General features: G+C 74.3%; 22 protein-coding genes. 8 read left to right on the top strand and 14 right to left on the bottom strand.

Going from position 1 to position 25002, the window contains the following annotated elements; genetic code table 11:
• Positions 1-39: 39 nt before the first annotated feature.
• Positions 40-1035: an arabinan endo-1,5-alpha-L-arabinosidase gene (locus ACH436_RS13655; RefSeq protein WP_430560737.1), complete on the bottom strand. Its 996-nt coding sequence runs from the start codon at positions 1033-1035 to the stop codon at positions 40-42.
• Positions 1036-1217: 182 nt separating this feature from the next.
• On the opposite strand from ACH436_RS13655, the gene ACH436_RS13650 reads away from it, so the two are divergent.
• Positions 1218-3428 carry a heavy metal translocating P-type ATPase gene (locus ACH436_RS13650; RefSeq protein ID WP_430560736.1) on the top strand — a complete coding sequence of 737 codons (2211 nt, stop codon included), beginning with the start codon at positions 1218-1220 and terminating at the stop codon, positions 3426-3428.
• A 55-nt stretch (positions 3429-3483) separates the two neighbouring features.
• Here ACH436_RS13650 and ACH436_RS13645 read toward each other — a convergent pair whose 3' ends face one another.
• From ACH436_RS13645 to ACH436_RS13635, 3 genes are all read right to left on the bottom strand, one after another.
• Positions 3484-6099 carry a polysaccharide lyase family protein gene (locus ACH436_RS13645; protein ID WP_430560735.1) on the bottom strand — a complete coding sequence of 872 codons (2616 nt, stop codon included), beginning with the start codon at positions 6097-6099 and terminating at the stop codon, positions 3484-3486.
• A 127-nt stretch (positions 6100-6226) separates the two neighbouring features.
• Positions 6227-7453: an MFS transporter gene (locus ACH436_RS13640; protein ID WP_430560734.1), complete on the bottom strand. Its 1227-nt coding sequence runs from the start codon at positions 7451-7453 to the stop codon at positions 6227-6229.
• A gap of 133 nt (positions 7454-7586) precedes the next feature.
• Positions 7587-9131, bottom strand: coding sequence for an alpha-N-arabinofuranosidase (locus ACH436_RS13635; RefSeq protein ID WP_430560733.1), 1545 nt, complete (start codon positions 9129-9131; stop codon positions 7587-7589).
• 123 nt (positions 9132-9254) lie between these two features.
• On the opposite strand from ACH436_RS13635, the gene ACH436_RS13630 reads away from it, so the two are divergent.
• The 6 genes from ACH436_RS13630 (at position 9255) to ACH436_RS13605 (ending at position 15424) form a co-directional block, all read left to right on the top strand.
• A complete protein-coding gene (locus tag ACH436_RS13630; protein ID WP_430560732.1) occupies positions 9255-9932 on the top strand; it encodes a GntR family transcriptional regulator in 678 nt (225 codons plus the stop codon).
• 161 nt (positions 9933-10093) lie between these two features.
• Positions 10094-11446 carry an MFS transporter gene (locus ACH436_RS13625; protein ID WP_430560731.1) on the top strand — a complete coding sequence of 451 codons (1353 nt, stop codon included), beginning with the start codon at positions 10094-10096 and terminating at the stop codon, positions 11444-11446.
• An 11-nt stretch (positions 11447-11457) separates the two neighbouring features.
• Complete coding sequence (locus ACH436_RS13620) at positions 11458-12249, top strand: aspartate/glutamate racemase family protein (protein WP_430560730.1); 792 nt, start codon at positions 11458-11460, stop codon at positions 12247-12249.
• A complete protein-coding gene (locus ACH436_RS13615; protein WP_430560729.1) occupies positions 12246-13679 on the top strand; it encodes an amidohydrolase family protein in 1434 nt (477 codons plus the stop codon). Before ACH436_RS13620 ends, ACH436_RS13615 begins: the two co-directional genes overlap by 4 nt.
• Positions 13676-14410 (top strand): aspartate/glutamate racemase family protein, encoded by a 735-nt coding sequence (locus tag ACH436_RS13610; protein WP_430560728.1) that lies wholly within the window; start codon positions 13676-13678, stop codon positions 14408-14410. Before ACH436_RS13615 ends, ACH436_RS13610 begins: the two co-directional genes overlap by 4 nt.
• A gap of 27 nt (positions 14411-14437) precedes the next feature.
• The gene (locus tag ACH436_RS13605) at positions 14438-15424 is read left to right on the top strand and encodes an alpha/beta hydrolase (protein ID WP_430560727.1); all 987 of its coding nucleotides are present in this window, start codon (positions 14438-14440) and stop codon (positions 15422-15424) included.
• Positions 15425-15608: 184 nt separating this feature from the next.
• On the opposite strand, the gene ACH436_RS13600 is transcribed toward ACH436_RS13605, so the two are convergent.
• The 8 genes from ACH436_RS13600 to ACH436_RS13565 all read right to left on the bottom strand — a co-directional run bounded on the left by ACH436_RS13600 (position 15609) and on the right by ACH436_RS13565 (position 22734).
• The gene (locus ACH436_RS13600) at positions 15609-15896 is read right to left on the bottom strand and encodes a DUF1905 domain-containing protein (RefSeq protein ID WP_430560726.1); all 288 of its coding nucleotides are present in this window, start codon (positions 15894-15896) and stop codon (positions 15609-15611) included.
• A 69-nt stretch (positions 15897-15965) separates the two neighbouring features.
• Positions 15966-17582 (bottom strand): alpha-amylase family glycosyl hydrolase, encoded by a 1617-nt coding sequence (locus ACH436_RS13595; protein ID WP_430560725.1) that lies wholly within the window; start codon positions 17580-17582, stop codon positions 15966-15968.
• 41 nt (positions 17583-17623) lie between these two features.
• Positions 17624-18358, bottom strand: coding sequence for a VIT family protein (locus tag ACH436_RS13590; protein ID WP_430560724.1), 735 nt, complete (start codon positions 18356-18358; stop codon positions 17624-17626).
• A gap of 61 nt (positions 18359-18419) precedes the next feature.
• Positions 18420-19664, bottom strand: coding sequence for an MFS transporter (locus tag ACH436_RS13585; protein ID WP_430560723.1), 1245 nt, complete (start codon positions 19662-19664; stop codon positions 18420-18422).
• Positions 19661-20278 carry a helix-turn-helix domain-containing protein gene (locus ACH436_RS13580; RefSeq protein WP_430560722.1) on the bottom strand — a complete coding sequence of 206 codons (618 nt, stop codon included), beginning with the start codon at positions 20276-20278 and terminating at the stop codon, positions 19661-19663. The genes ACH436_RS13585 and ACH436_RS13580 overlap by 4 nt, the downstream gene beginning before the upstream one ends.
• Positions 20279-20365: 87 nt before the next feature.
• Positions 20366-21283, bottom strand: coding sequence for a cation diffusion facilitator family transporter (locus ACH436_RS13575; RefSeq protein WP_430560721.1), 918 nt, complete (start codon positions 21281-21283; stop codon positions 20366-20368).
• Positions 21280-21645, bottom strand: a complete 366-nt coding sequence (locus tag ACH436_RS13570) for an ArsR/SmtB family transcription factor (RefSeq protein ID WP_430560720.1) — start codon at positions 21643-21645, stop codon at positions 21280-21282. Before ACH436_RS13570 ends, ACH436_RS13575 begins: the two co-directional genes overlap by 4 nt.
• Positions 21646-21777: 132 nt before the next feature.
• Positions 21778-22734 (bottom strand): aldo/keto reductase, encoded by a 957-nt coding sequence (locus ACH436_RS13565; RefSeq protein ID WP_430560719.1) that lies wholly within the window; start codon positions 22732-22734, stop codon positions 21778-21780.
• A gap of 97 nt (positions 22735-22831) precedes the next feature.
• Here ACH436_RS13565 and ACH436_RS13560 point away from each other — a divergent pair, with 97 nt between their 5' ends.
• Positions 22832-23485 carry a DNA-binding response regulator gene (locus tag ACH436_RS13560; RefSeq protein WP_430560718.1) on the top strand — a complete coding sequence of 218 codons (654 nt, stop codon included), beginning with the start codon at positions 22832-22834 and terminating at the stop codon, positions 23483-23485.
• Here the strand turns inward: ACH436_RS13560 and ACH436_RS13555 are convergent.
• Complete coding sequence (locus ACH436_RS13555) at positions 23446-24096, bottom strand: dihydrofolate reductase family protein (protein ID WP_430560717.1); 651 nt, start codon at positions 24094-24096, stop codon at positions 23446-23448. The genes ACH436_RS13560 and ACH436_RS13555 overlap by 40 nt on opposite strands.
• An 80-nt stretch (positions 24097-24176) precedes the next feature.
• Positions 24177-24833, bottom strand: coding sequence for a response regulator (locus tag ACH436_RS13550; protein WP_430560716.1), 657 nt, complete (start codon positions 24831-24833; stop codon positions 24177-24179).
• Between the last annotated feature and the right edge of the window lie 169 nt (positions 24834-25002).

The following is a 25002-nucleotide window of genomic DNA, read 5'->3' as shown; positions in this document are numbered from 1 at the left end:
ATCACGGTGTCAACCGCCTGTTCGGCGGTGGTGGGGGAGTCAGTAGACGTACGGCCAGCCGGCGCTGTCGTAGCCGAGCAGGTTGATGCCGAGGAACGACGCGCCCGAGTCGGCGTAGTAGTGGTACATCAGCACGTCCGCGTCGACGTCGGAGAAGACGGTCTGGTGACCGGGCCCGTGGATCGACCCGTGCCCGGCGAGCACCTGCGTGCCGCCGCCCTGGGTCATGGGGACGCCGGCGCGGTCGAGGTACGGGCCCGTGACCGACGTCGAGCGTCCGACCATGACGCGGTACGTGGAGGCGGCGCCCTGGCAGCAGGAGTCGAACGAGACGTAGAGGTAGTAGTAGCCGCCGTGGCGATGGATGGTGGGCGCCTCGATCGCGCCGCCCCCGCGCCCGGCGATGGAGTGGAACGCGCTGCCCGAGCGCAGGCCGGACTGCGGGTCGAGGCGGATCATCTTGATGCCCGACCAGAAGGAGCCGAAGCTCAGCCACCACCGGCCGTCGGCGTCGACCACGAGCGCGGGGTCGATGGCGTTGAAGTCGTCCGACCCTGAGGACTCGACGACCTTGCCGCGGTGCGTCCACGTGCCCGGATCACCGGTCGGGCTCGTGGCCAGGAAGATCGCCGACGTGTTCACGCCGAACGACGACGCCGAGTACCAGAGGTAGTACTGGCCGTTCGCGTGGTGGATCTCCGGCGCCCACAGGTGCGTGCTGCCGCCGGTGTACGGGTCGGCCCAGGGGGTGCCGCCCGGGAACGCGGCGCCGATCTCGGTGAAGTGGGTGCGGTCGGTGGACGTCTTGAGACGGATGCCCTCGCCGGTGCTGGCGACGAGGTAGGTGCCGTCGGGCTTCTTGACGACCTCGGGGTCGTGCACCCCGGTGTCGCCGGTGACGACGCCGGGGCCGGGGTAGTCGGCGGCTCCTGCGGGGGCGGTCGCCACGGCGGCCGAGCCGACCACCAGCGCGGCGGCGGTCACGGCGCTTGTCGCGGCGGAGATGGCGGTGGTCCAGACGGTGCGGGCGTTCATGGTGCTCCTCTTCGTCGAGGGTCCTCAGTGAGCGATCGCGTGCCCCGGGAATGTTTCCATCGTTGTAGAAGTCTCGCAAGGGATCGCGGTGCGGCCCGCGGGGCGGGGCGGGTGCGCCAGAGGTCGCGAAATACGGGGTGGGGGTATAACGTTCCGGGGAGTGAGAGATACCCCAGTGGGGTATGCGATCTCTCGCGACACCGACCGTTCGAGGCAAGGATCGAGCTGTGGACCACTCCTCTCACGACCAGCACGCGGGGCACCGGCGCCCCGACGGCGCGCCCGTCCTGGAGCACGAGCACGACGCGCACGACATGACGGCCCACGCCGGTCACGACATGGCCGGTCACGACATGGCCGGCCATGGTGGGCACGCAGGTCATGCGGGCCATGCTGATCACGCCGATCACGTGGGCCAGTTCCGGCGGCTGTTCTGGATCATGCTGGTGCTGGCGGTGCCGACCGTCGCGCTGTCGCCGATGTTCGCGATGGTGCTCGGGTACGAGCTCCCCGCCGCGGCGTGGGTCGACTGGGTCTCGCCGGTGCTCGGCACGGTGATCTACGTGTGGGGCGGCCGGCCGTTCCTCACGGGGGCGGTGTCGGAGCTCAAGGCGCGCAAGCCCGGGATGATGCTGCTCATCGGCCTGGCGATCACGGTCGCGTTCGTCGCGTCGCTGGGCGCCAGCCTCGGCGTGCTCGACCACCAGCTCGACTTCTGGTGGGAGCTCGCCCTGCTGGTCGTCATCATGCTGCTGGGGCACTGGATCGAGATGCGGTCCCTGGCGCAGACCACCTCGGCGCTGGACTCGCTGGCCGCGCTGCTGCCCGACGAGGCCGAGCGGGTCGAGGGCGATCAGGTCGTGACCGTCGCGCCGTCGGACCTGCGCGTGGGCGACGTCGTCCTCGTCCGCCCCGGCGGCAGCGTCCCCGCGGACGGGCGCGTGGTGGACGGCCGCGCGGAGATGGACGAGTCGATGGTCACCGGCGAGTCGCGCACGGTGGCCCGCGAGCCGGGTGACGCCGTCACCGCCGGCACCGTCGCGACCGACTCCGCCCTGCGGGTCGAGGTCACCGCGACCGGCGACGACACGGCGCTCGCCGGTATCCAGCGCCTGGTCGCGGAGGCGCAGGCGTCGTCGTCGCGGGCCCAGCGGCTCGCCGACCGCGCGGCGGGCTGGCTGTTCTGGTTCGCGCTGGGCGCCGCGGTCGTGACGGCGATCGCCTGGACCGCGCTCGGCCTGCCGGACGACGCCGTCGTCCGGACTATCACCGTCCTCGTGATCGCCTGCCCCCACGCGCTGGGCCTCGCCATCCCGCTGGTGGTCTCCATCGCGACCGAGCGTGCCGCCCGCGGCGGGGTCCTCGTCAAGGACCGCCTGGCGCTCGAGAGCATGCGCACCGTCGACGCCGTCCTCTTCGACAAGACCGGCACGCTGACCAAGGGCGAGCCGACGGTCGCGGACGTCGCGGCGGTCGGCGACGTGGACGCCGACACGGTCCTCGTTCTCGCCGCGTCCGCCGAGGCGGACAGCGAGCACCCGCTGGCCCGGGCGATCGTCCGGGCGGCCGGGGAGCGCGGGCTCGACGTCCCGCGCGCGACCGACTTCTCGTCGTCGCCCGCCGTCGGCGTCGTCGCGACCGTCGACGGGCACGAGCTGCGCGTCGGAGGGCCGCGGCTGCTCGAGGAGCAGCTCGGGGAGCTGCACTCCGGCGAGGTCCCGCAGGCCGAGGCGTGGCGCGCCGACGGTGCGATCATCCTGCACGTGCTGCGCGACGGCGTCGTCGTCGGCGGGCTGAAGCTCGCGGACGAGGTGCGGCCGGAGTCCGCCGAGGCGGTCGAGGCGCTGCACCGGCGGGGCGTGCAGGTCGTGATGATCACCGGCGACGCGGAGGCCGTGGCGCGGTCCGTGGCGGACGACCTCGGCGTCGACCGGTTCTTCGCGGGCGTGCGGCCCGAGGACAAGGCGGCCCGGGTCGCGGAGCTGCAGGCCGAGGGGAGGCGGGTCGCGATGGTCGGTGACGGCGTCAACGACGCCCCGGCGCTCGCGCAGGCGGACGTCGGTATCGCCATCGGCGCCGGCACGGACGTCGCCATCGCGTCGGCGGGGGTCATCCTCGCCAGCGACGACCCCCGGTCCGTGCTGTCCGTGATCGAGCTGTCGCGGGCGAGCTACCGCAAGATGACGCAGAACCTGTGGTGGGCGGCGGGCTACAACCTGCTGTCGGTGCCGCTGGCGGCGGGCGTGCTCGCGCCGGTCGGGTTCGTGCTGCCGATGTCCGTCGGCGCGCTGTTGATGTCGCTGTCGACGGTGGTGGTGGCGCTCAACGCCCAGCTCCTCCGCCGGCTCGACCTGCGGCCCGACGTCGCGACGCGGGACGTGCTGGGCCGCTGAGGCACGACGGGGCCCGGCCCCCGGTCCGCGTGACCGGAGGCCGGGCCCGTCCCGATCAGCCGATCTCGAGCCGGATGGCGTCGTAGGCCGCCTCGTTCCACAGGTGCTCGGCGCCGGCGTTGATCTGCAGCGTGATCTCGTTGCCGGTGGGCCGGAGCAGCGCGGCGTCGAAGGTGATCTCGCGGGTGTAGTTCCGCCCGCCGCGCGCGCTGCGGTACGTGGCCCCCTTCGCGTCCTCGGGCCCGAAGGTCCACACGAACGGCTCCCCGTTGACGGTGATCGTGAGGTTGCTGTCCTCGGGCGGCACCGGCAGCGCGGAGCCCATGGCCCACGCCGCCAGTGCGATCGTCAGGGTGGCCTGCGCAGCCGCCGCCGGCGCGCGGTCGAGGTCGAACAGGATGCGCCACGGGCTCTCCTGCCGGGTGACGTGCAGCCGGTACGTCGTGGCCGCCTCGCCGTCGCTCACCCCGACCTCGAGGACGGTGCGCTGCGCGGACAGGGGCACGGCGAGCCCGGCCTCGGGGACGACGTCGCCCCCGATCGTCACCTGCGCCCCACCCCGGCCGGTGGCCCGGACCGTGACCGACTCCTGGTCCCACGGCAGGTCGACCGCGAAGTCGGAGCGGAACGTGCTGAAGCCCGGCACCAGGTCCGCGCCGTCGACCGTCAGGCTTCCCAGCACCGGCAGCGCGGCGTCCGCGGCCAGGATCTCGACGGCGTTGAGGCGGCCGTCGCCGCCCGCCAGCAGGTCGAGCCGGCCGCCGGTGACGGTCACCTCCGCGGTGTGCACCGCGTACTCGCCGCGCCCCGAGTCGAGGGCCACGGGGTCGCCGCCGGCGAACGACACCGTCGACCTGTTCGCCGCGATGTCGTCGCCCGAGAGCACCGTGACCTCGTACACGCCGTCGGGGAGGTCCACCGAGAACGTGTAGCCGGACCCGACGACGAAGTCCCGCTGGAGGTCGCCGTCGGCGCCGCGGTCCCGGGAGTCGACGGAGCGGTCGAGACCGAACCCGCCGCCCGCGGCGTAGAGGGTGTTCTGGGCGACCCGCTGGTACCCGTCGGCGACGGGGCTCGACGCGGTGCCGAAGTCGAACAGCCAGACGCCCTCGGCGCCCTCCGGCAGCACGGTGCCCTCGGGCGCCTGCACCGGGTACGACCGCTGGTACTGGAGGTAGTTCCAGTCCTGCGGACCGCTCCTGCCGACCGTGTAGGTGACCCCGTCGGGGAAGTCGTCCTGGAACGACTCGAACAGGCCGTAGCGTCGGAACTCGCGACCGTGGCGGAACTCCCTGGAGTCCCGCGTGGGCGTGCCGAGCTGGAACACCGTGCGCCCGTGGCTCGTGGGTTCCCACAGCATGCGGCCGAGGGTCACCTCCTGGCCGGCGCCGACCTCGACGTCGTCGATCACGTACTCGCCCCACAGGCCGCCGCCGTAGACGGTGAGGCGGTACGTGCCGGGCCGCACGTGGTCGAGGACGAAGCGGCCGCCCTCGGCGACGTCCGCCCAGTAGTTGTACCCGAGCACGGAGTCCTGCATGGCCGTGCCGTTGTCGGACAGCACCACGACGGCGCCGTCGAGGTTCGGCACCCCCGGGACCCGCACGGTGCCGCGCACGCGGGACCGCTCGGTGGAGGGCGACCAGCCCTCGATCGCGAGCCGGTCGTAGAACTCCGCGTGCCGCTCGAACCGCGCCTGGCGGGCCGCGTCCCGGCGCATCGCCCGCGGGTCGTCGCCCCGGTTGAGGTAGACGAAGTACGGGCCGTACGTCTTCTGCCACGCCTGCCCGGCCGCGACGCGCACCGGCGGGGCGCCGTAGTGGGTGGCCTGCGGCTCGACGAGCAGCACCGGGGTGTCGCCGGTCTGGTGCAGGATCAGGTCCTGGCGCACCGGGCCCCCGCTGAACCCCTCGAGGTTCGGCAGGGCCGCCCACATGCCGAAGCCGCCGCCGTACAGCCCGTGCAGGCTGTGGTCCTTCATGGACACGGCCCAGTCGTACTTCGTGTAGTAGCGGCGCGGGTAGGCGGAGCCGGTGCCCTCGAGGTCGTAGGTCGCGTCCATCACCATCTCGGCGCGCGAGATCTCGGCGCCGGTGGGCATGCGGGCCGCGGACTCGCGCCACCGGACGGCGTCGGCGTCGTCCTCCACCGACGCGTGCGTGAAGACGCCGCCGGCCGTGTAGAAGACGTACCGGTGCTGGTCGGTGCGGAAGCCGTGCAGCGCGGCCGGGTGGTCGTAGCTGTAGGCGAGGTGGATGCCCGCCTCGCCGGAACGCACGACGTGGTGGCGGACCAGCCAGCAGGGCATGTCGCCCGACGGGCTGTGGTGGTAGGCGACGTCGACGAAGTCCTGCTCGACCCGGACGGTGAGGTGGTTGTCCGCCGGCGGGAGCGGCAGGCCCCCGCCCTCACGGACGGTGTTCATGTCGTAGTTGCCGCGGCCGACCAGGTTCACGCCGTCGTAGACGAGCGAGGTGGTCCGACCATTCGACTTGTCCACCGTGAGCCGCACGAGCCCGTTGTCGACGACGACGTGCGTCGCCGACTCGACGACCTCAGGCGGACCCGAGGCGGCGGCGCGCGGCGCCTGTGCCCACGGCAGCAACGCCGTTGCGGTGATCCCGGCCAGCTTCCCGAACGTGCGCCGCGTCATTGCGGCCGATGTGGTCATGCCACGGGAAATTAGCACGATTCAATCGCCGATTGGAAGGATTCATCCGACGACTGGACGCTTGAGGTCGGTCATCCGGTACGAAGTCGGTACGGATGTGGACCGATCTCGTACCAGATGACCGAACTCAGAGCGCGGGGCCGCGGCGCAGCATCACGAGGTTCAGGGCGGCCGCCGCGAGCAGCACGACGGCGGTGGCGACGAAGACGGCGCGCACCCCCGCCTGCGCGGCCACCAGCCCGCCGAGCACCGGCCCGGCGACCTGGCCCACGTACTGCGCCGAGACGCCGAGCCCGAGGACCCTGCCGACGGCGTCGGGCGGGGCGAGGTGGCGCACGGCCGCCGTGATCGACGGCAGCAGGCCGCCGAGGCTGAGCCCGAGCAGCACGCGCAGGACGCCGAGCTGCCAGACGTTCGTGACGAGGGCCTGCGCGAGGGCCAGCACACCCGCCGCGGCGAGGCACGTGACCACCACCCGGGTGGGGCCGACCCGGTCGGCGAGCCGCCCGACCCGGGGCGCCGCGACGACGCTGCCGACCGCGGTCAGCGCCACGAGGATCCCCGCGACGCCGGCCGCGTGCGAGAGCTGCCCCAGGTCCTCGACGTAGACGGTGACGATCGGCTCGATCGACATCGTGGAGAACAGCAGCAGGCTCGACGTCGCCAGGAGCGCCACGACGGCGCCCGGGCGCTGGACCTGCGCCCACACGCCGCGGCGTCGGGCGGCCACCCGGGGCGGCGGTGGCCCGGTCCGCGGCTCGCGCAGCAGGAACGTCGTCGCGAGGAACGCCAGAAAGATCACCGCACCGCACGCGACGAACGTCGGACGGATCCCCACCCAGGCGGGCACGAACCCGCCGACCAGCGGTCCGACGACGTTGCCGGCCAGGATGCCGGACGACAGCACCCCGAGCGCCCAGGCGCTGCGGCCCTTCGGCGTCTGGGCCGCGACGAGGATCGTGGCGCCCGAGGAGTAGCCGCCGAGCAGGCCCACCAGGAGCCGCACGGCGACGAGCTGCTCGACGCTCTGCACGAACCCCAGCAGGGTCATCGCGACCGCCATGCCCAGGCTCGCGCGCACCAGCATCGACTTGCGGCCGAACCGGTCGCCGAGCGCCCCCCACAGCGGCGCGGTGAGCGCCGCGGTGAGGAACGTGGCCCCGTACGCGACGCCCGACCAGCGCACCACGGCGGCCGGGTCGTCCACGCCGAGCTGCCGTACGTACTCGGGCAGGAACGGCACCAGCAGGGTCATCGCCACGAGGGTGGTGAACGACCCGGCCGTGCCGACGGCGAGGTTGCGCCGCCAGTACCGGTGCTCGGTGTCCGTGCCCTCGACGGCGGTGGTGGTCATGGCCCAGGTCTACACCCGCTGTCCGGTCAATGGGACCATGTGTCTCATATGATGGTCAGGTGAGTGGCCGACGTAGCGGTGCGTCGCCGTCCTGGACCGGGACGACGACGCACCGCTACGTCGGCGCGCGGGCCTACGACGCGAGCGAGAGGCGCACCGTCGCGAACGCCGCGGGCGGCAGCTCCGCCGTGAGGACGCCGCCCTCCAGGCGCACGCCGTCGAGCGGGCGCGGCGCGACGGCGTCCGGCGCGTCGAAGGTGTTGTGCGCGGCCGGGTCGTCGGCGGCGAGCACCGTGGCGACGGGGTCGCTCACCGAGCGCCCGCGCAGGTCCACGCGCACGGTGGCGGGGGCGTCCGGGTCGAGGTTGGTCAGCGACACCAGCACCGCGCCGTCCTTCGTGGACGCCGACGCCGACACGGTGCCGACGGCGGTGCCGTCGACGTCGTGCGTGGCCCGCGGCGACCGCTCGCGCACCGGCAGGCTCGCCGCGTCGTGGTGGCCGGCGCTCATCGCGAAGGCGTGGAACGTGGGCGTCTTGATCATCTTCGCGCCGTCGGTGAGCAGCATCGACTGGAGCACGTTGACCGTCTGGGCGATGTTCGCCAGGCGCAGGCGGCGGGCGTGGTCGTGGAAGGCGTCGAAGTGCACCGACGCGACGAGGGCGTCGCGCATCGCGTTCTGCTGGTACAGGAACCCGGGGTTGGTGCCGGGCTCCACGTTCCACCAGGTGCCCCACTCGTCGAGGGCCAGGCCGAGCTTGGCCTCGGGGTCGTAGGCGTCCATCACGGCCGAGTGGCCCGCGATGATGCGGCGCACGTCGAGCGCCTTGCGCATCGTGGCCCAGTACTCGTCGCGCGTGAACTCGGTGGCGGCGCCCTTGTCCCCCCAGGTCCCGGCGAACGTGTAGAAGTGGAACGACACCATCTGCCACAGGTCGCGCGGCTCCGCGTCGCCGAGCTTCGCCACCTGCTGCATGAGCGTCTCGGTCCACGCGTAGTCGTCGTCCGAGGCGCCCGCCGCGACCCGCACCAGGCGGTTGCCGCCGTGGTCGCGCGCGTACGTGGCGTGCTGGCGTGCGAGCGACGCGAACTGGTCGGCGCGCAGGTTGCCGCCGCAGCCCCACGGCTCGTTGCCGATGCCGAAGAACGACACGCCCCACGGCTCGTCACGACCGTGCTCCCGGCGCAGCCGCGCCATCGGCGAGTCGTCGCCGCGCGTCAGGTACTCGACCCAGTCCGCGGTCTCCTGCACCGTGCCGGAGCCGACGTTCCCCGAGATGTACGGGGCCGTGCCGAGCAGGTCGCACAGCGCCATGAACTCGTGCGTGCCGAAGGAGTTGTCCTCGACGACGTCGCCCCAGTGCGTGTTGACGATGCGGGGGCGGTCGGCCGCCGGGCCCACGCCGTCGCGCCAGTGGTACGTGTCGGCGAAGCAGCCGCCCGGCCAGCGCAGGTTGGGGATGGCGAGCTCGCGGAGCGCCTCCACCACGTCGGTGCGGATGCCGCCGACGTTCGGGATGTCGGAGTCCTCGCCCACCCAGAAGCCCTCGTAGATGCACCGGCCGAGGTGCTCGGCGAAGTGCCCGTACAGGTGGCGGCTGATCGTGGGGCCGGGGACGTCGATGTCGACGACGGCGTCGAGGGCGAGAACGGTCGAGGTCGCGGACGGGTCGGGCACGGAGACTCCTGCATCGTTGTAGGGGGCGAGCGGTGACACGATAGCGGCGGCCGTGTGGTTAGCCTGTCGTTCCGCGCCGTCCGGCGCGATCACCGTGCGTGCGAGAGCGGAGCTGGTCGGTCGATGAAGCAGTCGTCGAGCCGGTTGTACAGGAACGACAAGCCGCTGCGGGAGATCGTCGGCGACGAGATCCGTGCCCGGATCTTCGACGGCAGGTTCCAGCCGGGCGACCGGCTCGTCGAGCGTGACCTCGCCGAGAAGTTCGCCGCGTCGCGGCACCCGGTCCGCGAGGCCCTGCGGGAGCTGCAGCGCGAGGGGCTGGTGGAGAGCCTCCCGTCCCGCGGCGTCGTCGTGACGACGCTCGACCGGCGCCAGGTGGTCAACCTGTTCGGCATCCGCGAGGCGCTCGAGGTCCTCGCGGTCCGCGAGGCGACCGAGCAGGTGGCGGCCGGCGCGCCGCACGACCTGGACCGCACGCTCGCCCAGGCCAGGGCCGCGATCGAGGCGGGCGACGTCGGCGCGGCCCACGAGGCGAACGCCCGGTTCCACGACGAGATCATCGTGCTCACGGGCAACGAGCTGTTGCAGGGGATCCTCGAGCCCCTGCTGGGGCGCCTGCACTGGCTGTTCCGCCAGATCCTCGACGTCGACGTCGTGGTGCAGGAGCACGAGCGGCTCCGGGACGCGATCGTCTCGGGGGACCCGGAGCGTGCCGCCGCGCTGGCCCGGGCCCACGTGCTGGCGTACCGCTCCCACACGCTCGCGTACCTCTTCGAGGGCGACGGCGCCACGGAGGCATAGGCCGGGGATCCGCGGCCGTGCGCCCGTCGTCGGGCCCGGGGCACCTGTTGACAGCGACTTGGGATCCCAATACCTTCCTCGGTGGGATCCCAAGACGCGACGACGCGTCGACGCCGACCAGCAGCGCCGCTGGAACGCCGACTACCGAATCCGAGGACGCCATGACCCTCTCCCGTACCTCGAGCGGGGTACCGCTCGCCCACGATCTCGACGAGAAGCCGACGCGGGTGCGCTGGAAGCTCTTCGCGCTCCTCCTCGCCCTCGTCACGCTGAACTACATCGACCGCGGCTCGATCTCCGTCGCGATGCCGATGATCCGCGAGGAGTTCGGCCTCTCGTCCGAGGCCACCGGCCTGCTGCTCTCCGCCTTCTTCTTCGCCTACGCGCTCATGCAGATCCCCGGCGGCCTGCTCATCGACCGGTTCGGCCCCCGGAAGATGGCCACCGCCGCCACCGTCGGGTGGGGCGCCGCCACGGCCGCCACGGGCCTCGCGGGCAGCTTCGCCGGCCTGTTCGTCGCGCGCGCCGCGATCGGCATCACGGAGGCACCGATCATGCCCGCCGGCGGCAAGCTCAACGCCGCCTGGATGGCACCCAAGGAGCGCGGCCGGGGAGCGACCATCCTCGACGCCGGCGCCCCGCTCGGCGCCGGCATCGGCGGCGTCGCGATCGCCTGGCTCATCGCCGTCAGCGGTGGCTGGCGTGCGGCCTTCGTCATCGCGGGCGTCGTGACCGCGCTCTTCGGCATCCTGGCGTGGTGGTACATCCGTGACTCGCCCCGCCAGCACCCGAAGGTGAACGAGGCCGAGGCCGCCGCCATCGAGAAGGCGCTCGAGGAGGAGGACGCCGCGGCCGCGCGAGCCGCCGAGATGCACGCCGCCAAGGGGCGCCGCCACCAGGGCTGGCGCGGGCTCCTGGACTACCTGCGGTTCCGGTCGTTCTGGGCGATGTGCTTCGGCTGGTTCGGGTTCAACGGGGTCTTCTACGGCCTGCTCACCTGGGGCCCGCTGTACCTCTCCGAGGCTAAGGGCTTCGACCTCGCCGAGGTCGGCTGGGGCACCTTCGTCATCTTCGGCGCAGGCTTCGTGGGCGAGCTGCTCGGCGGCGCGCTCTCCGACCGGTGGAAGGCCGCCGGCGCCTCCGCCAACCTCGTCATGCGCACGATGCTCGGCACGGCCGGCGTGATCGTCGTGGCCGGTCTCGTCGCCGTCATCTTCGTGGACGGCTCGATCATGGCCGTCGCCCTCCTGTCCGTGGTGCTGTTCTTCCTGCGCTGGGTCGGGCTGTTCTGGGCCGTCCCCGCCCAGCTCGGCGGGCGGGCGAACGCCGGGCTCCTCGGCGGCGCGATGAACCTGTTCGGCAACATCAACGGCTTCATCACCCCGATGGCCGTCGGCTTCATCGTCGGTGCCACCGGCGGGTACGCGTGGGCGCTGGCCTACTTCGTCGGAGCCGGTGCCGTCATGCTGATCTCCGTCCTCTGCCTCGACTACGGCCGCCGCCTGCCGGTCTGATCGGAGGAACCGTGCACCTGCTCGTCATCAACCCCAACATCAGCGAGTCCGTCACGACGCTCATCGACGCCGAGGCGCGCCGGGCCGCGTCGCCGGGCACCACCGTCACGACGCGGACGGCGGCCTCCGGCGTGGCCTACATCGAGACCCGCCTCGAGGCGGGTCTCGCCGCCCCGGCGGTGGCGGAGATCGTCGCCGCGGAGGGGGCCGCAGCGGACGCCGTCGTGGTCGCCGCGTTCGGCGACCCCGGGCTCCCCGGGCTCAAGGAGCTCGTCGACGTGCCCGTCGTCGGCATCACCGAGGCCGCCCTCGCGACGGCGTCGCTGCTCGGCGTGCGCTTCTCGATCGTCGCGATCTCCGAGCGCATCACCGCCTGGTACCGCGACTGCGTGGACCGGGCCGGCCTGACGTCGCGGCTGGCGTCGATCCGTTCCCTGCGGGACCCGCTGCGGGCCATCGGGACGGTGCAGGAGGACTTCCGCGAGGACCTCGTGCGCCTGGCCCACGAGGTCGTCGAGCGGGACGGCGCCGACGTCGTGATCCTCGCGGGCGCGCCGCTCGCCGGCATGGCCCGCGACGTCGCGCACCGGCTCCCGGTCCCCGTCGTCGACGGGATCTCCGCGGGCGTCGCGCAGGCCGAGGCCCTGGTGCGTCTCGCGCCCGGCGTCGCACGCGCCGGGAGCTGCGCCCGGCCACCCGCCAAGGATCACGCCGGGCTGTCGCCGGCGCTCGCCGCGCGCCTCGCCGACCGCCCGTCGGAGAACCACGACCACGACCACCGCACCGCTGGAGCCGCCCGATGACCTTCGACCTGCTCGTCACCGACGCCACCGTCGTCAACGCGGACGGCCGGACCCGCGCGCACGTCGGCGTCACCGACGGCGTCGTCACGGCCCTGCTGTCGGCCTGCTCGGCGCCGCCCGCCGCCGTGCGCACCCTGGACGCCGCCGGCCGGCTGCTGCTGCCGGGCGGGGTCGACGGACACTGCCACGTCGACCAGGTGACCGGCGCGTACGCGTCGCTCGACACGTACGAGATCGCGACCGTCGGGGCGCTGCACGGCGGCACGACGACGATCCTCGACTTCGGCATCCCCGCCGACGCCGGGGAACGGCCGATCGACGCGCTGCGCCGCAAGCTCGACCTCACCCGGGGCGCCCGGTGCGACGTCGGGCTGCACGGCTCCGTCGTGACCTGGGACGACACCGTGCCGGGCCAGCTCGACGAGATGGCCGGGCTCGGGGTGCGGTCGGTCAAGCTGTACACGACCAACCGCGGCACGACCATGGCCGACGACGACACGATCCTGCGCGTCATGCGCGAGATGGTGCGGCTCGGGGGGCTCGCGATCGTGCACTCGGAGCACGACGCGATCGTGGTCGACCGCACGGCCGCGTGCGCGGCGGACGACCACGTCGGCATCGAGGACCTGCACCGCACCCGGCCCGAGATCTCCGAGGACGCGTCCGTCCGCGAGATCCTGGCCGTCGCGTCGTACACGGGCGCCCCGGTCTACTTCGTCCACCAGACCACGCCGGGCGCGGTCGACGCCGTCGCGGAGGCCCGCGCCCGGGGGCAGGTCGTCCTCAGCGAGACCTGTCCGCACTACCTGCTGCTCGACGACGCGGTCTACTCGTCGGCCACGCCGGAGAAGTACGCGTGCTGCCCCCCGGTGAGGCCGCGCGCCGCGGCGGACGGGCTGCTCGCCCGGCTGGGGCGTGGCGCCGTCGACGTGGTCTCGTCCGACCACTCCTGCTACGACCTCGCCCAGAAGCGCGAGCACCGCCACGACGTGCGCCGCATGCCGCACGGCCTCCCCGGGGTCGAGACGCGCATGCCCGCCGCCTACACGGCGATGGTGACCCGGGCCGGCCTGCCGGTCGAGCGGTTCGTGGAGGCGTTCTCGACCGCACCCGCGCGGGTGCACGGGCTGCCCACCAAGGGCGCGGTCGCGGTGGGGTACGACGCGGACCTCGTGCTGCTCGACCCGGACGAGTCCCGGGTGGTGGACGGCTCGCGCCTGCACCAGGGCACCGACTTCTCGCCCTTCGACGGCATGGAGCTGCGCGGCTGGCCGAGCACGGTCGTGGCGGGGGGCAGCGTGGTGCTCGACGAAGGGACGTTCCACGACCCCGGACCGGTGGGCCGGTACCGGGAGCGGACAGCGTTCCGGGACCCGGCGCGGCGGTCGGCCGACCCCGTGCTCGGCGCGGTCGTGGGAGCGGCGCGGTGACGCGGCCCGTGCGGATCGGGATGATCGTCCCGTCGTCCAACACGTGCCTGGAGCCGCAGACGGCCAGGATCCTCGGCGCCCGCGAGGACGTGACCGTGCACTCGACGCGGATCGAGGTGACGCGCATCGTGCTCGACGCGGACTCCGACACCCAGTTCGACCACGCCGCGATGGTGGACGCGGCACGCCTGCTGCGGACGGCCGACGTGGACGTCGTCGCGTGGAACGGCACCGCCGGGTCGTGGCTCGGCGCGGGGCACGACCGGGAGATGGTCCGGCAGATCACCGCCGCGACCGGCGTGCCGGCCACCACGTCGACCCTGGCGTACCTGGACGCCTTCGCCAGGTTCGGGCTCGAGCGGATCGGCCTCGTCACGCCGTACACCGCCGACGTCAACCAGGCGGTGGCGACGGCGTGGGCGACGGAGGGCATCGAGGTCGTGGCCGAGCGGCACGTCGGGCTGCACGTGAACGAGGAGTTCGCCCGCGTGCCGCCGGAGGACCTGGTGCCGCTTGCCCACGACGTCGTCGAGGGCGGCCGCGCCCAGGCGGTCGCCTACCTGTGCACCAACCTGTACGGCGCGCCGGTGGTGGAGCGGGTGGAGGCGGAGACCGCGACGCCGGTGCTCGACTCCGTGGCGGTCACGCTGTGGAGGTGCCTCGACATGGTGGGGGCGCCGTTGCTCGACCCGCGCTGGGGCCGGCTGCTGGGCGGTCCGGCGGCGGCGTGACCGGGGTGCGGGTGCCAGACTCTTCGCGTGCCGAACGCCCTGGTCCCGCCCGCCGACCCCGTCACGCCGCCCGCCGCCCCGCCGTGGCTCCGCGCGGCCACGCTCGTCGTCGTCGCGGGCGCCGTGCTCGTCGTCGCGTGGGCCTGCGCGACCGCCTGGGGCGCCGTCGTGCACGGCCACCCCGCGTACGCGGTGCTGCTGGTGCTGACGCTCGCGGGCGCGGTGCTCGCCGGCGTCCGCGCGCTGCGGGCCCGTCCCGCGCGGCCGGGCTGGCGGCGGGCGGGGCGCGTGGTGCTGCTCGTCGGCGGTGCGGCGTGGGTGGTGCTGCTCGCGTGGCTGCGCCCGTTCGTCGCCGTCGAGCCGGCGCTCGCCGCGATGCGTCCCGACGACGCCGTGACCGTGAGCGAGAGCGCCACCCGGTACGTGCTGGCGCCCGCGGGCGGCGGCGACGGGACGGCGGTGTTCTTCCAGCCCGGCGCCCGGGTCGACGCCCGCGCGTACGCGGCCGTGCTGCGCCCGATCGCCGAGGCGGGGCACACCGTCGTCGTCGGGAAGCAGCCTCTGGGGATCGGGTTCCTCGCCGTGGGCGCGCTCGACGACGCGCGTGCCGCGTTCCCCGAGGAGGAGCGCTGGGTGGTCGGCGGGCACTCGCTCGGCGGCACCGTCGCGGCGATGGAGGCCGACGCCGCCGACGACGGGGACGCCCCCGTGGCGGGCCTGCTGCTGTTCGCGTCGTACCCCGCGGGCGACGTCAGCGGCACGCTCACCGCCGCCGTCGAGTCCGTCTCCGGCAGCCGGGACGGGCTGTCGACCCCCGCGAAGATCGACGCGTCGCGGGCCGACCTGCCCGCGGACAGCACGTTCACCGTCGTCGAGGGCGCCGCCCACGCCCAGTTCGGCGACTACGGGCCGCAGCCCGGCGACGGCACCCCGACGATCTCCCACGACGACGCCCGCGCGCAGATCTCCGCCGCCGCCGTCGCGTTCGTCGACCGCCTCTCCTCCGCGAGGTAGTTCCAGCCCTGCCGAGGTAGTGGACCAGACCACTACCTCGGCACGATCGGAACTACCTCGGCGCGATCGGAACTACCTCGGCGCGATCGGAACTACCTCGGCGCGATCGGAACTACCTCGGCAGGATCCGAACTACCTCGGCAGGGGGCACGGCACCGCGCTCGTGGCCGCGCTGCTCGCCGGGTCACACCTCGAGGGTGAGCCGCACGACGACCTCGTCGCCGTCGGTCACACCCTCGGGCCGGCGGACGGCGTCCTTGAGCGGGACGAGGTAGCCGCCGTCCTTGGGGAACAGGGAGGTGGTGAACGTCGTGCCGCCGAGGCGGCCCGTCACGGGGATGACGCCCCAGCCGTAGGACACCAGGGCCGCGACCGCCGCGATCCGCTCGGCCTCCGCGTCCGGCACCGCGACGTAGTAGTACGGCGCAGGGCCGCGCCACTGGAAGACCTCACCGCGCACCTCGAGCTCCATGCGCCCAGGGTGCCCCTCGCCGCTGACGGCGGCCCGCCGGGCGGACGCCGTCGGCAGGGGAGCAGGCGCTCACGCGAGGTCGAGGACGGCGTACCCGTGGCCGGCGAGGTGCACGACGTCGCCCTCGGTGCGCAGCCCGCGCACCTCGACCTCGCGGGCCGTGGCCGCCCCGGGCACCGCGACCGACACGGCGTCCCGCCCGGGGTTGAGGACGACGGCGAGGGTGCCGCCGCGCAGGTACGCGAACGGGTAGCCGGTGGCCAGCACGGAGACGTCGGCGGCGGCGTCCAGCCGCGGGTCGGAGGTGCGCAGGTGCGCGAGGCGGCGTACGAGGTGCAGCAGCGACCCCTCGTCGTCGAGCTGGGCCGCCACGGTGGGGCGGTCGGGGTCCGGGTCCTGCGGCAGGTACCGGGACTCCGCGACGTCCGGGCCGAGACGCCCGGCGGGCACGTCGCCCCACTGCATCGGGGTGCGCGAGCCCGCCCGGTCGTAGGTCGGGTTGAGGCGGGAGCCCTCGAGGGTCGGGGTCTCGGGGACGAACCGCATCCCGATCTCGTCGCCGTAGTAGACCGACGGCATGGACGGCCAGGTGAGCGTGAGGACCAGGGCGGCCCGCGCCTGCTCGGCGTCACGCGCCCCGGCCACGAGCCTCGTGAAGTCGTGGTTCGACGTCGGCAGCCCGGTGAGGCCGCCGCGGCCGGCCGCCTCGATGGCCCCGGTGGCCTCCTGCCAGGCGCGGACGAAGGTGCCGGCGTCGCCCTGCGCCTCGGCGTCGGCCCAGCTCGGCACCTCGCCCCACGACGGCTGCACCGTGCCCGCGCCGTTGTTCCACAGCGAGCGCAGCGGCAGGCCGTCGTCGTCGCCCCCGAACTGCAGGAAGAAGTCGGCGTGGAAGCCGGACGGCACGGAGACGCGCGGGTCGCCCCACTCGCTGATCAGCACCCGCCCGGGGTAGGTGGCGTCCAGCCACTCGCGGTTCTCGCGCCACAGCCTTCCGGTCTCCACGAGGCCCGGGTCGTCCTTGACGAGCGACGCCGCCATGTCGACGCGGAAGCCCGCGACGCCGAGGTCGAACCAGTGCGCCATGATCTCGCGCAGCGCGGCCCGGTTGGCGCGCGGGCCCTCGGCGTCGACCGGGCTGCGCCACGGCTGTGCCGGGTCGGGGCGCGCGTACCCGAAGTTGAGCGCCGGCTGCACGGGGAAGAAGTTCGGCAGGTAGAACCCGCCGCGACGGCCCGGGCCGGGCTCGAAGCCGTCGACGGGCGCGTCGCTCCACACGTACCGGTCGTCGGCGGGGTCGTCCGCCGACGCGGCGAACCACGGGTGCTGGTCGGACGTGTGCCCCGCCACGAGGTCGAGCAGCACGGCGATGCCGCGGCGCCCGGCCTGCTCGGTGAGCTCCGCCAGGTCGTCGTTCGTGCCGTAGCGCGGCGCGATGGTCAGGAAGTCCGCGACGTCGTACCCGGCGTCGGCGAACGGGGACACGAAGCACGGGTCGAGCCACACGGCCCCCACGCCGAGCCACTGCAGGTAGTCGAGCCTGGCGGTGATCCCCGCCAGGTCGCCCATCCCGTCGCCGTTCCCGTCGGCGAAGCTCTGCGGGTACAGCTGGTACAGGACGGTGCGCCCGAGGCGCGGGGCGAGGTCGGCGGCGGCGTGCGGGGACGCGGGCACGGGGTGCGGCACGGAGGCTCCTTGCGGGGTCGGGACGGAGGACGGTGGGCGGGTCACACGACGCCGGTGGTGCCGAGCAGCGAGCCCAGGCCGAAGGTGACGCCGAGCGCCAGCGCGCCGCCGACGACGACACGCGTGACGGAGCGTGCGCGCGAGGACCCGCCGATCCAGGCGGCGATCGAGCCGGCGGCGCCGAGGGCGGCGAGGACGACGACGAACGTGCCGGCGACCTTCCACGGCTCGGGGATGAACAGCACGGCCAGCATCGGCAGCACGCCGCCGCACAGGAACGCGAGCAGCGACGCCCACGCGGCGTGCCAGGGGCTGACGACGTCGTCAGGGTCGATGTTCAGCTCGGCGGACAGGTGTGCGCCGAGCGCGTCGTGGTGGGTGAGCTCGGTGGCGACCTGGCGGGCGGTGCCCTCGCTGAGGCCGCGCTCGCGGTAGAGGCCGACGAGCTCGTCGAGCTCCTCGTCCGGCATCGTGGCGAGCTCGTGCTTCTCCTTGGCGATGAGCGCCTTCTCGCTGTCGGACTGGCTGGACACCGACACGTACTCGCCCAGCGCCATCGAGATCGCGCCGCCCACCAGGGCGGCGAGGCCGGCGGTGAGCACGGGCGCGCGCTCCGGCGTCGCGCCGGCGACGCCCACGACGACGGCCGCCACGGAGACGATCCCGTCGTTGGCCCCCAGCACGCCCGCCCGCAGCCAGTTCAGCCGCTGGGCCAGGCTGCCGGCGTGGGGCTCGTCGGGGTGGCCGGCTGCGGTGGTGTCGGCGCGGGTGGACATGTGCCCAGCACAGCACCGCCGGTCAGGGGGCGCCACGGGAGACGGGGCGCCGTGGCACGCCTCACCTGCGCGTGCCGAGCGAGAGCTCGCGGAACAACGGGGTGCGCAGCGGCACCGTCATCAGCAGGGCCATCGCGGCGCCGAAGACGGCGAACGGCACCCACAGCGCCGTGGCCGAGGCCAGCGCCCCGAAGGCAGCCATCGCCAGAGGCATGAGGACGTCGTCGCCCAGGCGGGTGATCGACGCCATCCGCCCCAGGTACGACGGGTCGACCGTGCCGGCGAACGTCGCGCCGAGGAGCGCGGACGCGTAGCCGGCGGTGAGGCCGACGACGAGGCACGCGGCTCCGGCGACGCCGACCGGGCCGGAGCCGAGCGCCACGACGGCCGCACCCTGCACGGCCAGGGCGACGAACCCGGCGCGCGCCTCGTGCATGGGCCGCCAGCGAGCCACCGACAGCGCGCCGAGCGCGGCACCCAGCCCGATGCACGCCTCGAGGATGCCGACGGCGTGGGCGCCCCACCCGGCGTCGTGAGCGCGCAGGGCGATGCCGATGCCGACGGCGGGCCCGACGGCGAGGTTGAGCCCCGAGAGCGCGAGGACGAGCGTGCGGGTGGTGGGCACCTCCCGCAGGTGGGCGAACCCGCGACGGATCCCGCGGGTCGCCGGCTCCTTGTCGGCGCGCGGCAGGGCGAAGCGCGGGCGCAACCAGATGGCGACGAACGCGACGACGAGGGCGAAGGTGACCGCGTTGGCGCTCGCGCTCCCGAGCAGCCCCGCCCGGGCGACCAGGAAGCCGCCCACCGCGGAGCCCGCCATGGCCGCCAACCGGGACGCGGTCTGGGCGACCGCCGTGTACGAGGGCAGGTCCTCCGTGCGCACGAGCTGGCGCGCGATCGTGCTCGCGGACGGTTCGTAGAACGCGTCGCACACGCCGAATGCGACGGCGGCGAGCGTGAGGAGCAGCGCCGTCGGAGGCGAGGCCAGGACCCACAGCGCCGCCCCGACCAGCACGGCCACCCGCAGCAGGTTGCACACGATCATCACGCGGCGCGCGTCGGCCCGGTCGGCGAGCACGCCCCCGAAGAGCAGCACCAGGGCACGCGGCGCCGTGCCGGCGGCCACGACGAGGCCTGCCGCGGCGGGCGTGGTGATCTGCACCGCCGTCCAGGCCAGCGCGACGGACCAGATCGCGTCCCCGGCGTCGGACAGCGCCTTGACGCCGATCCACGCGTGCACGGCGCGGTCGCGGGAGAACGCCGGCGGCTCGCGCAGCAGGACGGGCTGCGGGGCGCGCGGGGTCACGGCACGGTGGGGAAGCCGTGGGCGAACACGAAGACCGGCATGCGCTGGTTCCGCGTCGCGGTGCCGACGGAGTCGGTGTGCGCGGCGTCGTGGGTGGGCGGGGTGTCGTCGGCGCCGGGGGAGTCGCCCTGGGCGAGACCCGCCTGCCAGGCGGCGACCGTCTCCCGCATCGCCGCCGAGAGCGCCGCCAGCTCGTCGGGCGTGGCCCACGCGACGGTGTCGATGCTGAACGCGGCGCGCGACCACTCCGGCAGCGGGACGGTGCGACGGTGCCACGCGCGCAGCCGGCCGACGTGCGTCTCGACGTTCGCGCGCTCCGCCTCGCGGGCGAGCAGCGCGTCGGCGGGGGAGTCGGAGAAATCGTCGGCCGACCAGCTCAGACCCTGCCGCGACGAGCGCCACCAGCTGGTGCGGCGGTCCCCGGTGCGGTCCGGCGCCTGCTCCACGACGCCGGCCCGCTTCAGCATCCGCAGGTGGTGGCTGACGCTGCCCACCTGCAGCCCGAGCTCGCGCGCCAGGGTCGTCACCTGGGTGGTGCCGTGCAGGCTCAGGTAGTCGTAGATGCGCCGCCGCACCGGGTGGTGCACGGCGGTGATCGCCTCGATCCGCTCCATGCCGACGACGCTAGGCGGGCGCTGCGAGGAGTACAAGGTTCCTTGTATACCCCGGAATCATGCGGATTCTCCGCCGGATGCGGGGGCTCAGGCGTGCGTGGGGTGCTCGTGCTCCGGGTGCGTGTCCGGCTCCACCTGGAAGGTGGAGTGCTCGACGGCGACGTCGAAGTGGGTGGCCACGCACTCCTGCAGCTCGTCGAGGATGCGGCCGGCGTGGCCGTCCGTGAAGCAGCCCGAGTCGACCACGACGTGCGCGGACAGGATCGGCAGGCCGGTCGCGATGAGGGAGGCGTGCACGTCGTGCACGTCGCGGACGTGCTCCACGCGCAGCAGGTGCGCGCGCACCTCCTCGAGGTCCAGGCCGGGCGGGGCGGACTCCAGCAGCACCGACAGCGCGGCACGCAGCAGCCGCACCGCCCGCGGCAGGATGAGCGCCCCGATGAGCAGCGCGGCGACGGCGTCGGCCCGCTGCCAGCCCGTGGTGGCGATGACGATCGCGGCGACGATGACGCCCACCGACCCCAGCGCGTCGTTGAGCACCTCGAGGAACGCGGCCCGCAGGTTGAGGTTGGCGTCGCGGCGGCTCGCCAGGACCGCCATCGACGCCAGGTTGCCCGCGAGCCCGATGACGCCGAAGACGACGAGCTGCGTGGACGGGATCTCGGGCGGGTCGGCGAGGCGCAGCACCGCCTCCACCAGCACGTACACGCCGACGACGAGCAGCACGGCGGCCTGCGCCAGCGCGGCCAGGATCTCGGCGCGCCGGTAGCCCCAGGTGCGTTGCGGCGACGCCGGCCGCAGCGACAGGTGCGCGGCGAACAGGGCCAGCGCGAGGCCGCCGGCGTCGGTGAGCATGTGGGCGGTGTCGACGAGCAGCGCGAGGCTGCCGGTGAGCAGCGCCCCGACGGCCTGCGCGACGAGGATCGTGGCCGTGATGCCGAACGCGATCGCGAGCCGGCCCCGGTGGTCGGCGCCCGCGTGCGCGTGGCCGTGGTCGTGGGTCATGCGGCGTCCGCCGGACTCGTCCCGCCGGCCGGCGTCGCGCACGTGCAGTCCGGGCCGCAGCAGTCGGGGTCGACGACGAGCGCGAGCCGCAGCATGTCGCCGAGCGCGTGCGCGAGGTGCGGGTCGGAGAGCCGGTACTCGGTGCGCCGGCCGTCCTGGCGGCCCACGACGAGGCCGCAGCCCCGCAGGCACGCGAGCTGGTTGCTCATCACCTGCTTGGAGACGCCCAGCGTCGCGGCCAGGTCGGACGGGTAGGCGGGCGCGTCGCGCAGCGCGAGCAGGATGCGCGCGCGGGTGCCGTCCGACAGGGCGTGCCCGAGCCGGGCCAGGGCGGCGGTGTGCGTGAGCGTCGCGGTCTCCATGACCGCGACGGTACATGCCCTCCTGTACTCATGCCAGGAGCGGAACAACGAGGTGCCGAACAGGCGGTTGACACCGTTATCGGGCCGATTCCGGCGCGATAACGGTGTCAACCGCCTGTTCGGCGGTCGGGCTCAGGGGGCGATCGCGTCGAGGACGGCGAGGTCGGCGTCGTCGAGCACCAGGGCCGCCGCGGCGACGTTCTGCTCCAGGTGCGCGACGTCGCCCGTGCCCGGGATGGCGAGCACGTGCGGCCCGCGGTGCAGGGTCCACGCCAGGCGCACCTGGGCCGGCGTCGCGCCGTGCCGCGCCGCGACGGCGGCCACCTGTGCCGCCCCGGTCTCGTCCGCGGTGCCTCCCGGGACCGCCCCGGGCATCGCCGCCCCCATGGAGAAGAACGGCACGAACGCGATGCCGAGCTCGCCGCACCGCGCGAGCAGGCCGTCGTCGTCGCGCTCGGTGAGGCCGTACCGGTTCTGCACGCACACGACGGGCGTGACCGACAGGGCCTCCTCGAGCTGCTCCGGCAGCACGTTGGAGACGCCGACGTGCCGCACCAGCCCGGCGTCGCGCAGGTCGGCCAGGGCGCCGACGTGCTCGGCGACGGACCCGGCCTCCCGCACCAGGCCGTTGCCCCAGCGCAGGTTCACGACGTCCAGGTGGTCGCGGCCGAGCTGCCGGATGTTCTCCTCGACCTGGCTGCGCAGCTGGTCGGGCCGGGCGTAGGGCTCGAACGCGCCGTCGCGCGACTGGGAGGCGCCGATCTTCGTGGTGATCACCAGGTCGTCGGCGTACGGCTGGAGGGCGGCCCCGATCAGCTCGTTCGCCGACCGGGTGGGGAAGAAGTAGAACGCGGCGGTGTCGACGTGGTTCACCCCGAGCTCGACGGCGCGCCGCAGGACGGCGATCGAGTCCTCGCGGGGGCGGGGCACGGGGTTGCCCAGGGTGCCGACGAGCCGCATGGCGCCGAAGCCCAGGCGGTTCACGGTGCGGTCGCCGAGCTGCCACGTGCCCGCCGCGCCGGCGTCGGGGGTGGTGGACCCGGTGGACGGGGTGGTGGGCGGGACGGACGTGCTGGTCGTGGTGGTCATGCGGTCCAGCCTCCGCGCGCTGCGCCCCCGGCCCACGGTGATGGCAGGTTGTTGCCGACCCTGGCAGGACCCTGCCACCGGGTGGAGGATCGAGGGCATGCAGACCGGAGAGGCCGTCACGATCGTCCGGGGCGAGGAGGAGCTCCTCGCCCGCACGTCGCACCTGTTCGCCACGGCGACCGACGTGGCGTGCGCCGCCAACGACCTGTTCACCTGGCAGGCGGCGCACCGTGCGGAGGGGCTCGCGGCGGAGCGCCCGCCGCGGGGCGCCGCGACCGTCCGCAAGGTCTACCGGTCCGGCGTCCTCCTCGACCCCGTCGCCGCCCGCCACATCAAGCTGCTCCGCGACCGGTACGGCGCGCAGGTGCGCATCACCACCGACGAGATCAACGAGACGATCGTGCTGGACCGCCGGCTCGTGATCCTCGCGGGCGACGTCCAGGCCGGCCGGCGCTCGTACAGCGTGATCACGCAGCCCGAGGCGGTGCAGGGCGTCACCTCGTTGTTCGACGCGGCCTGGCGGTCGGCCACGGACCTCGCCGTGTTCGACGCCCGCCTCGCCGAGATCCGCGCGATGGCGCCCCAGGTGCTCGACCTGCTCTCCCAGGGGGTCAAGGACGAGAGCGCGGCGCGCGCGATGGGGATGGGGGTGCGCACCTACCGCCGTCGCGTGGCGGAGCTGATGGCCGCCCTCGGGGCGGAGTCGCGCTTTCAGGCGGGCGTGCGGGCGCGGGAGCTCGGCCTGGTCTGACCGCGGCGCACCGGCGCGGCGCGTCCGCGCTGGGGGTGCCGCGTCGGCACGTAGACGAGCTCCTGGGTGCGGCCGTCGAGGGTCCGCGTCTCGACCAGCTCGAGGTCGAAGTCGGCCGCGCCGTGGAACAGCGGGTCCATGCCGGTCTCGCCGGTGATCACGGGGAACACGGTCACGCGCAGCTGGTCGACGAGCCCGGCGGCCATCAGCGCCCGGTTCAGCGACAGGCTGCCGTGCGACCGCAGCGGCACGGGCGACTCCTCCTTGAGCCGGGCCACGACGTCGACGGCGTCGCCGGTCGCGACGGTCGCCCCGCCGAGCCAGCGCAGGGGCTCGCGCAGGGTGCTCGACACCACCGTCGCGGGGGTGCTGACCATGCGGGTGACCCACGGGTCGCGCACGTCGGAGTCCGCCGTGCTCGCGGCGAGCATGTCCACGAACGCCCGGTAGGTGGTCGCCCCGAGGACCAGGTGCTGCGCGGTGTCGAACAGGTGGAGCCGGTGCTCGAGCAGCTCGGGGCCCTGCTTGCCCCAGTAGCCGGTCCAGTCGCCGCGGGCGGCGCCGTACCCGTCGAGGCTGGAGAAGACGTCGAACGTGTAGGTCGTGGCCATGGTGAGCTCCCTCGGTCGGTGGGCCGCCCCCTGTTTTCTCGTACACCACTGTACGAGTTCTGTTCGGAGGCCGACAACCCCTACCCGCCCGGTCGCACCAGCCCCGTCTCGTAGGCCAGGACGACGAGCGCGGCACGGTCACGCGCGTCGAGCCGCGTGAGCAGCCGGCTCACGTACGTGCGTGCCGTCGCCGGGCTGAGGTGCAGCGCGGCGGCGATCTCGTCGTTGGTGAGCCCGCGCCCCACGAGCGTGAGCACCTCGCGCTCACGCTCGGTGAGGCCGGCGACGGCGGCGTCGTCGAGCCGGTGCGGCGCGGCGGCGACGGCGCGCATCGCGGCGGCGGTCACGGCGGGGGAGAGCAGGGAGTCGCCGGCGGCCACCGTGCGGACCGCGGCGCGGAGGTCGCCGGGGGAGACGTCCTTGAGCAGGTAGCCGGCCGCGCCGGCGCGGATCGCCTCGACCACGTGCTCGTCCTCGTCGAACGTGGTGAGCACGAGGACCCGGACGTCGCGCAGCGCCGGGTCGGCGACGATCGCCCGGGTGGCCTCCAGGCCGTCCAGTCCGGGCATCCGCACGTCCATGAGCACGACGTCGGGGCGCAGCTCGCGCACCCGCGACAGTCCGGCGCGGCCGTCGGCAGCCTCGCCCACCACCGTGATGTCGCCGTCGAGCTCCGCCAGCGGGCGCAGCCCGGCGCGCACCAGCTCCTGGTCGTCGACCAGCACCACCCGGATCATGGCCCCAGTCTGTCCGGTCGGCCCCGTCGCGTCGGCAGTTTCGGGGGGGGGGGGGCGGGGGGGCCCCCCCGCCCCCCGCCCCCCGCCCCCCCCGCCCCCCCCCGCCCCCCCCCCCGCGGCCCCGCCCGCCCCGGGCGGCGCCGGGGCGCGGCGCGGGGGGGGCGGCCGC

This window comes from Isoptericola sp. NPDC019693 (assembly GCF_044389085.1).
In the GTDB taxonomy this organism is placed as follows: Bacteria; Actinomycetota; Actinomycetes; order Actinomycetales; family Cellulomonadaceae; genus Isoptericola.
This window is presented reverse-complemented; position numbering and strand designations above follow the sequence as displayed.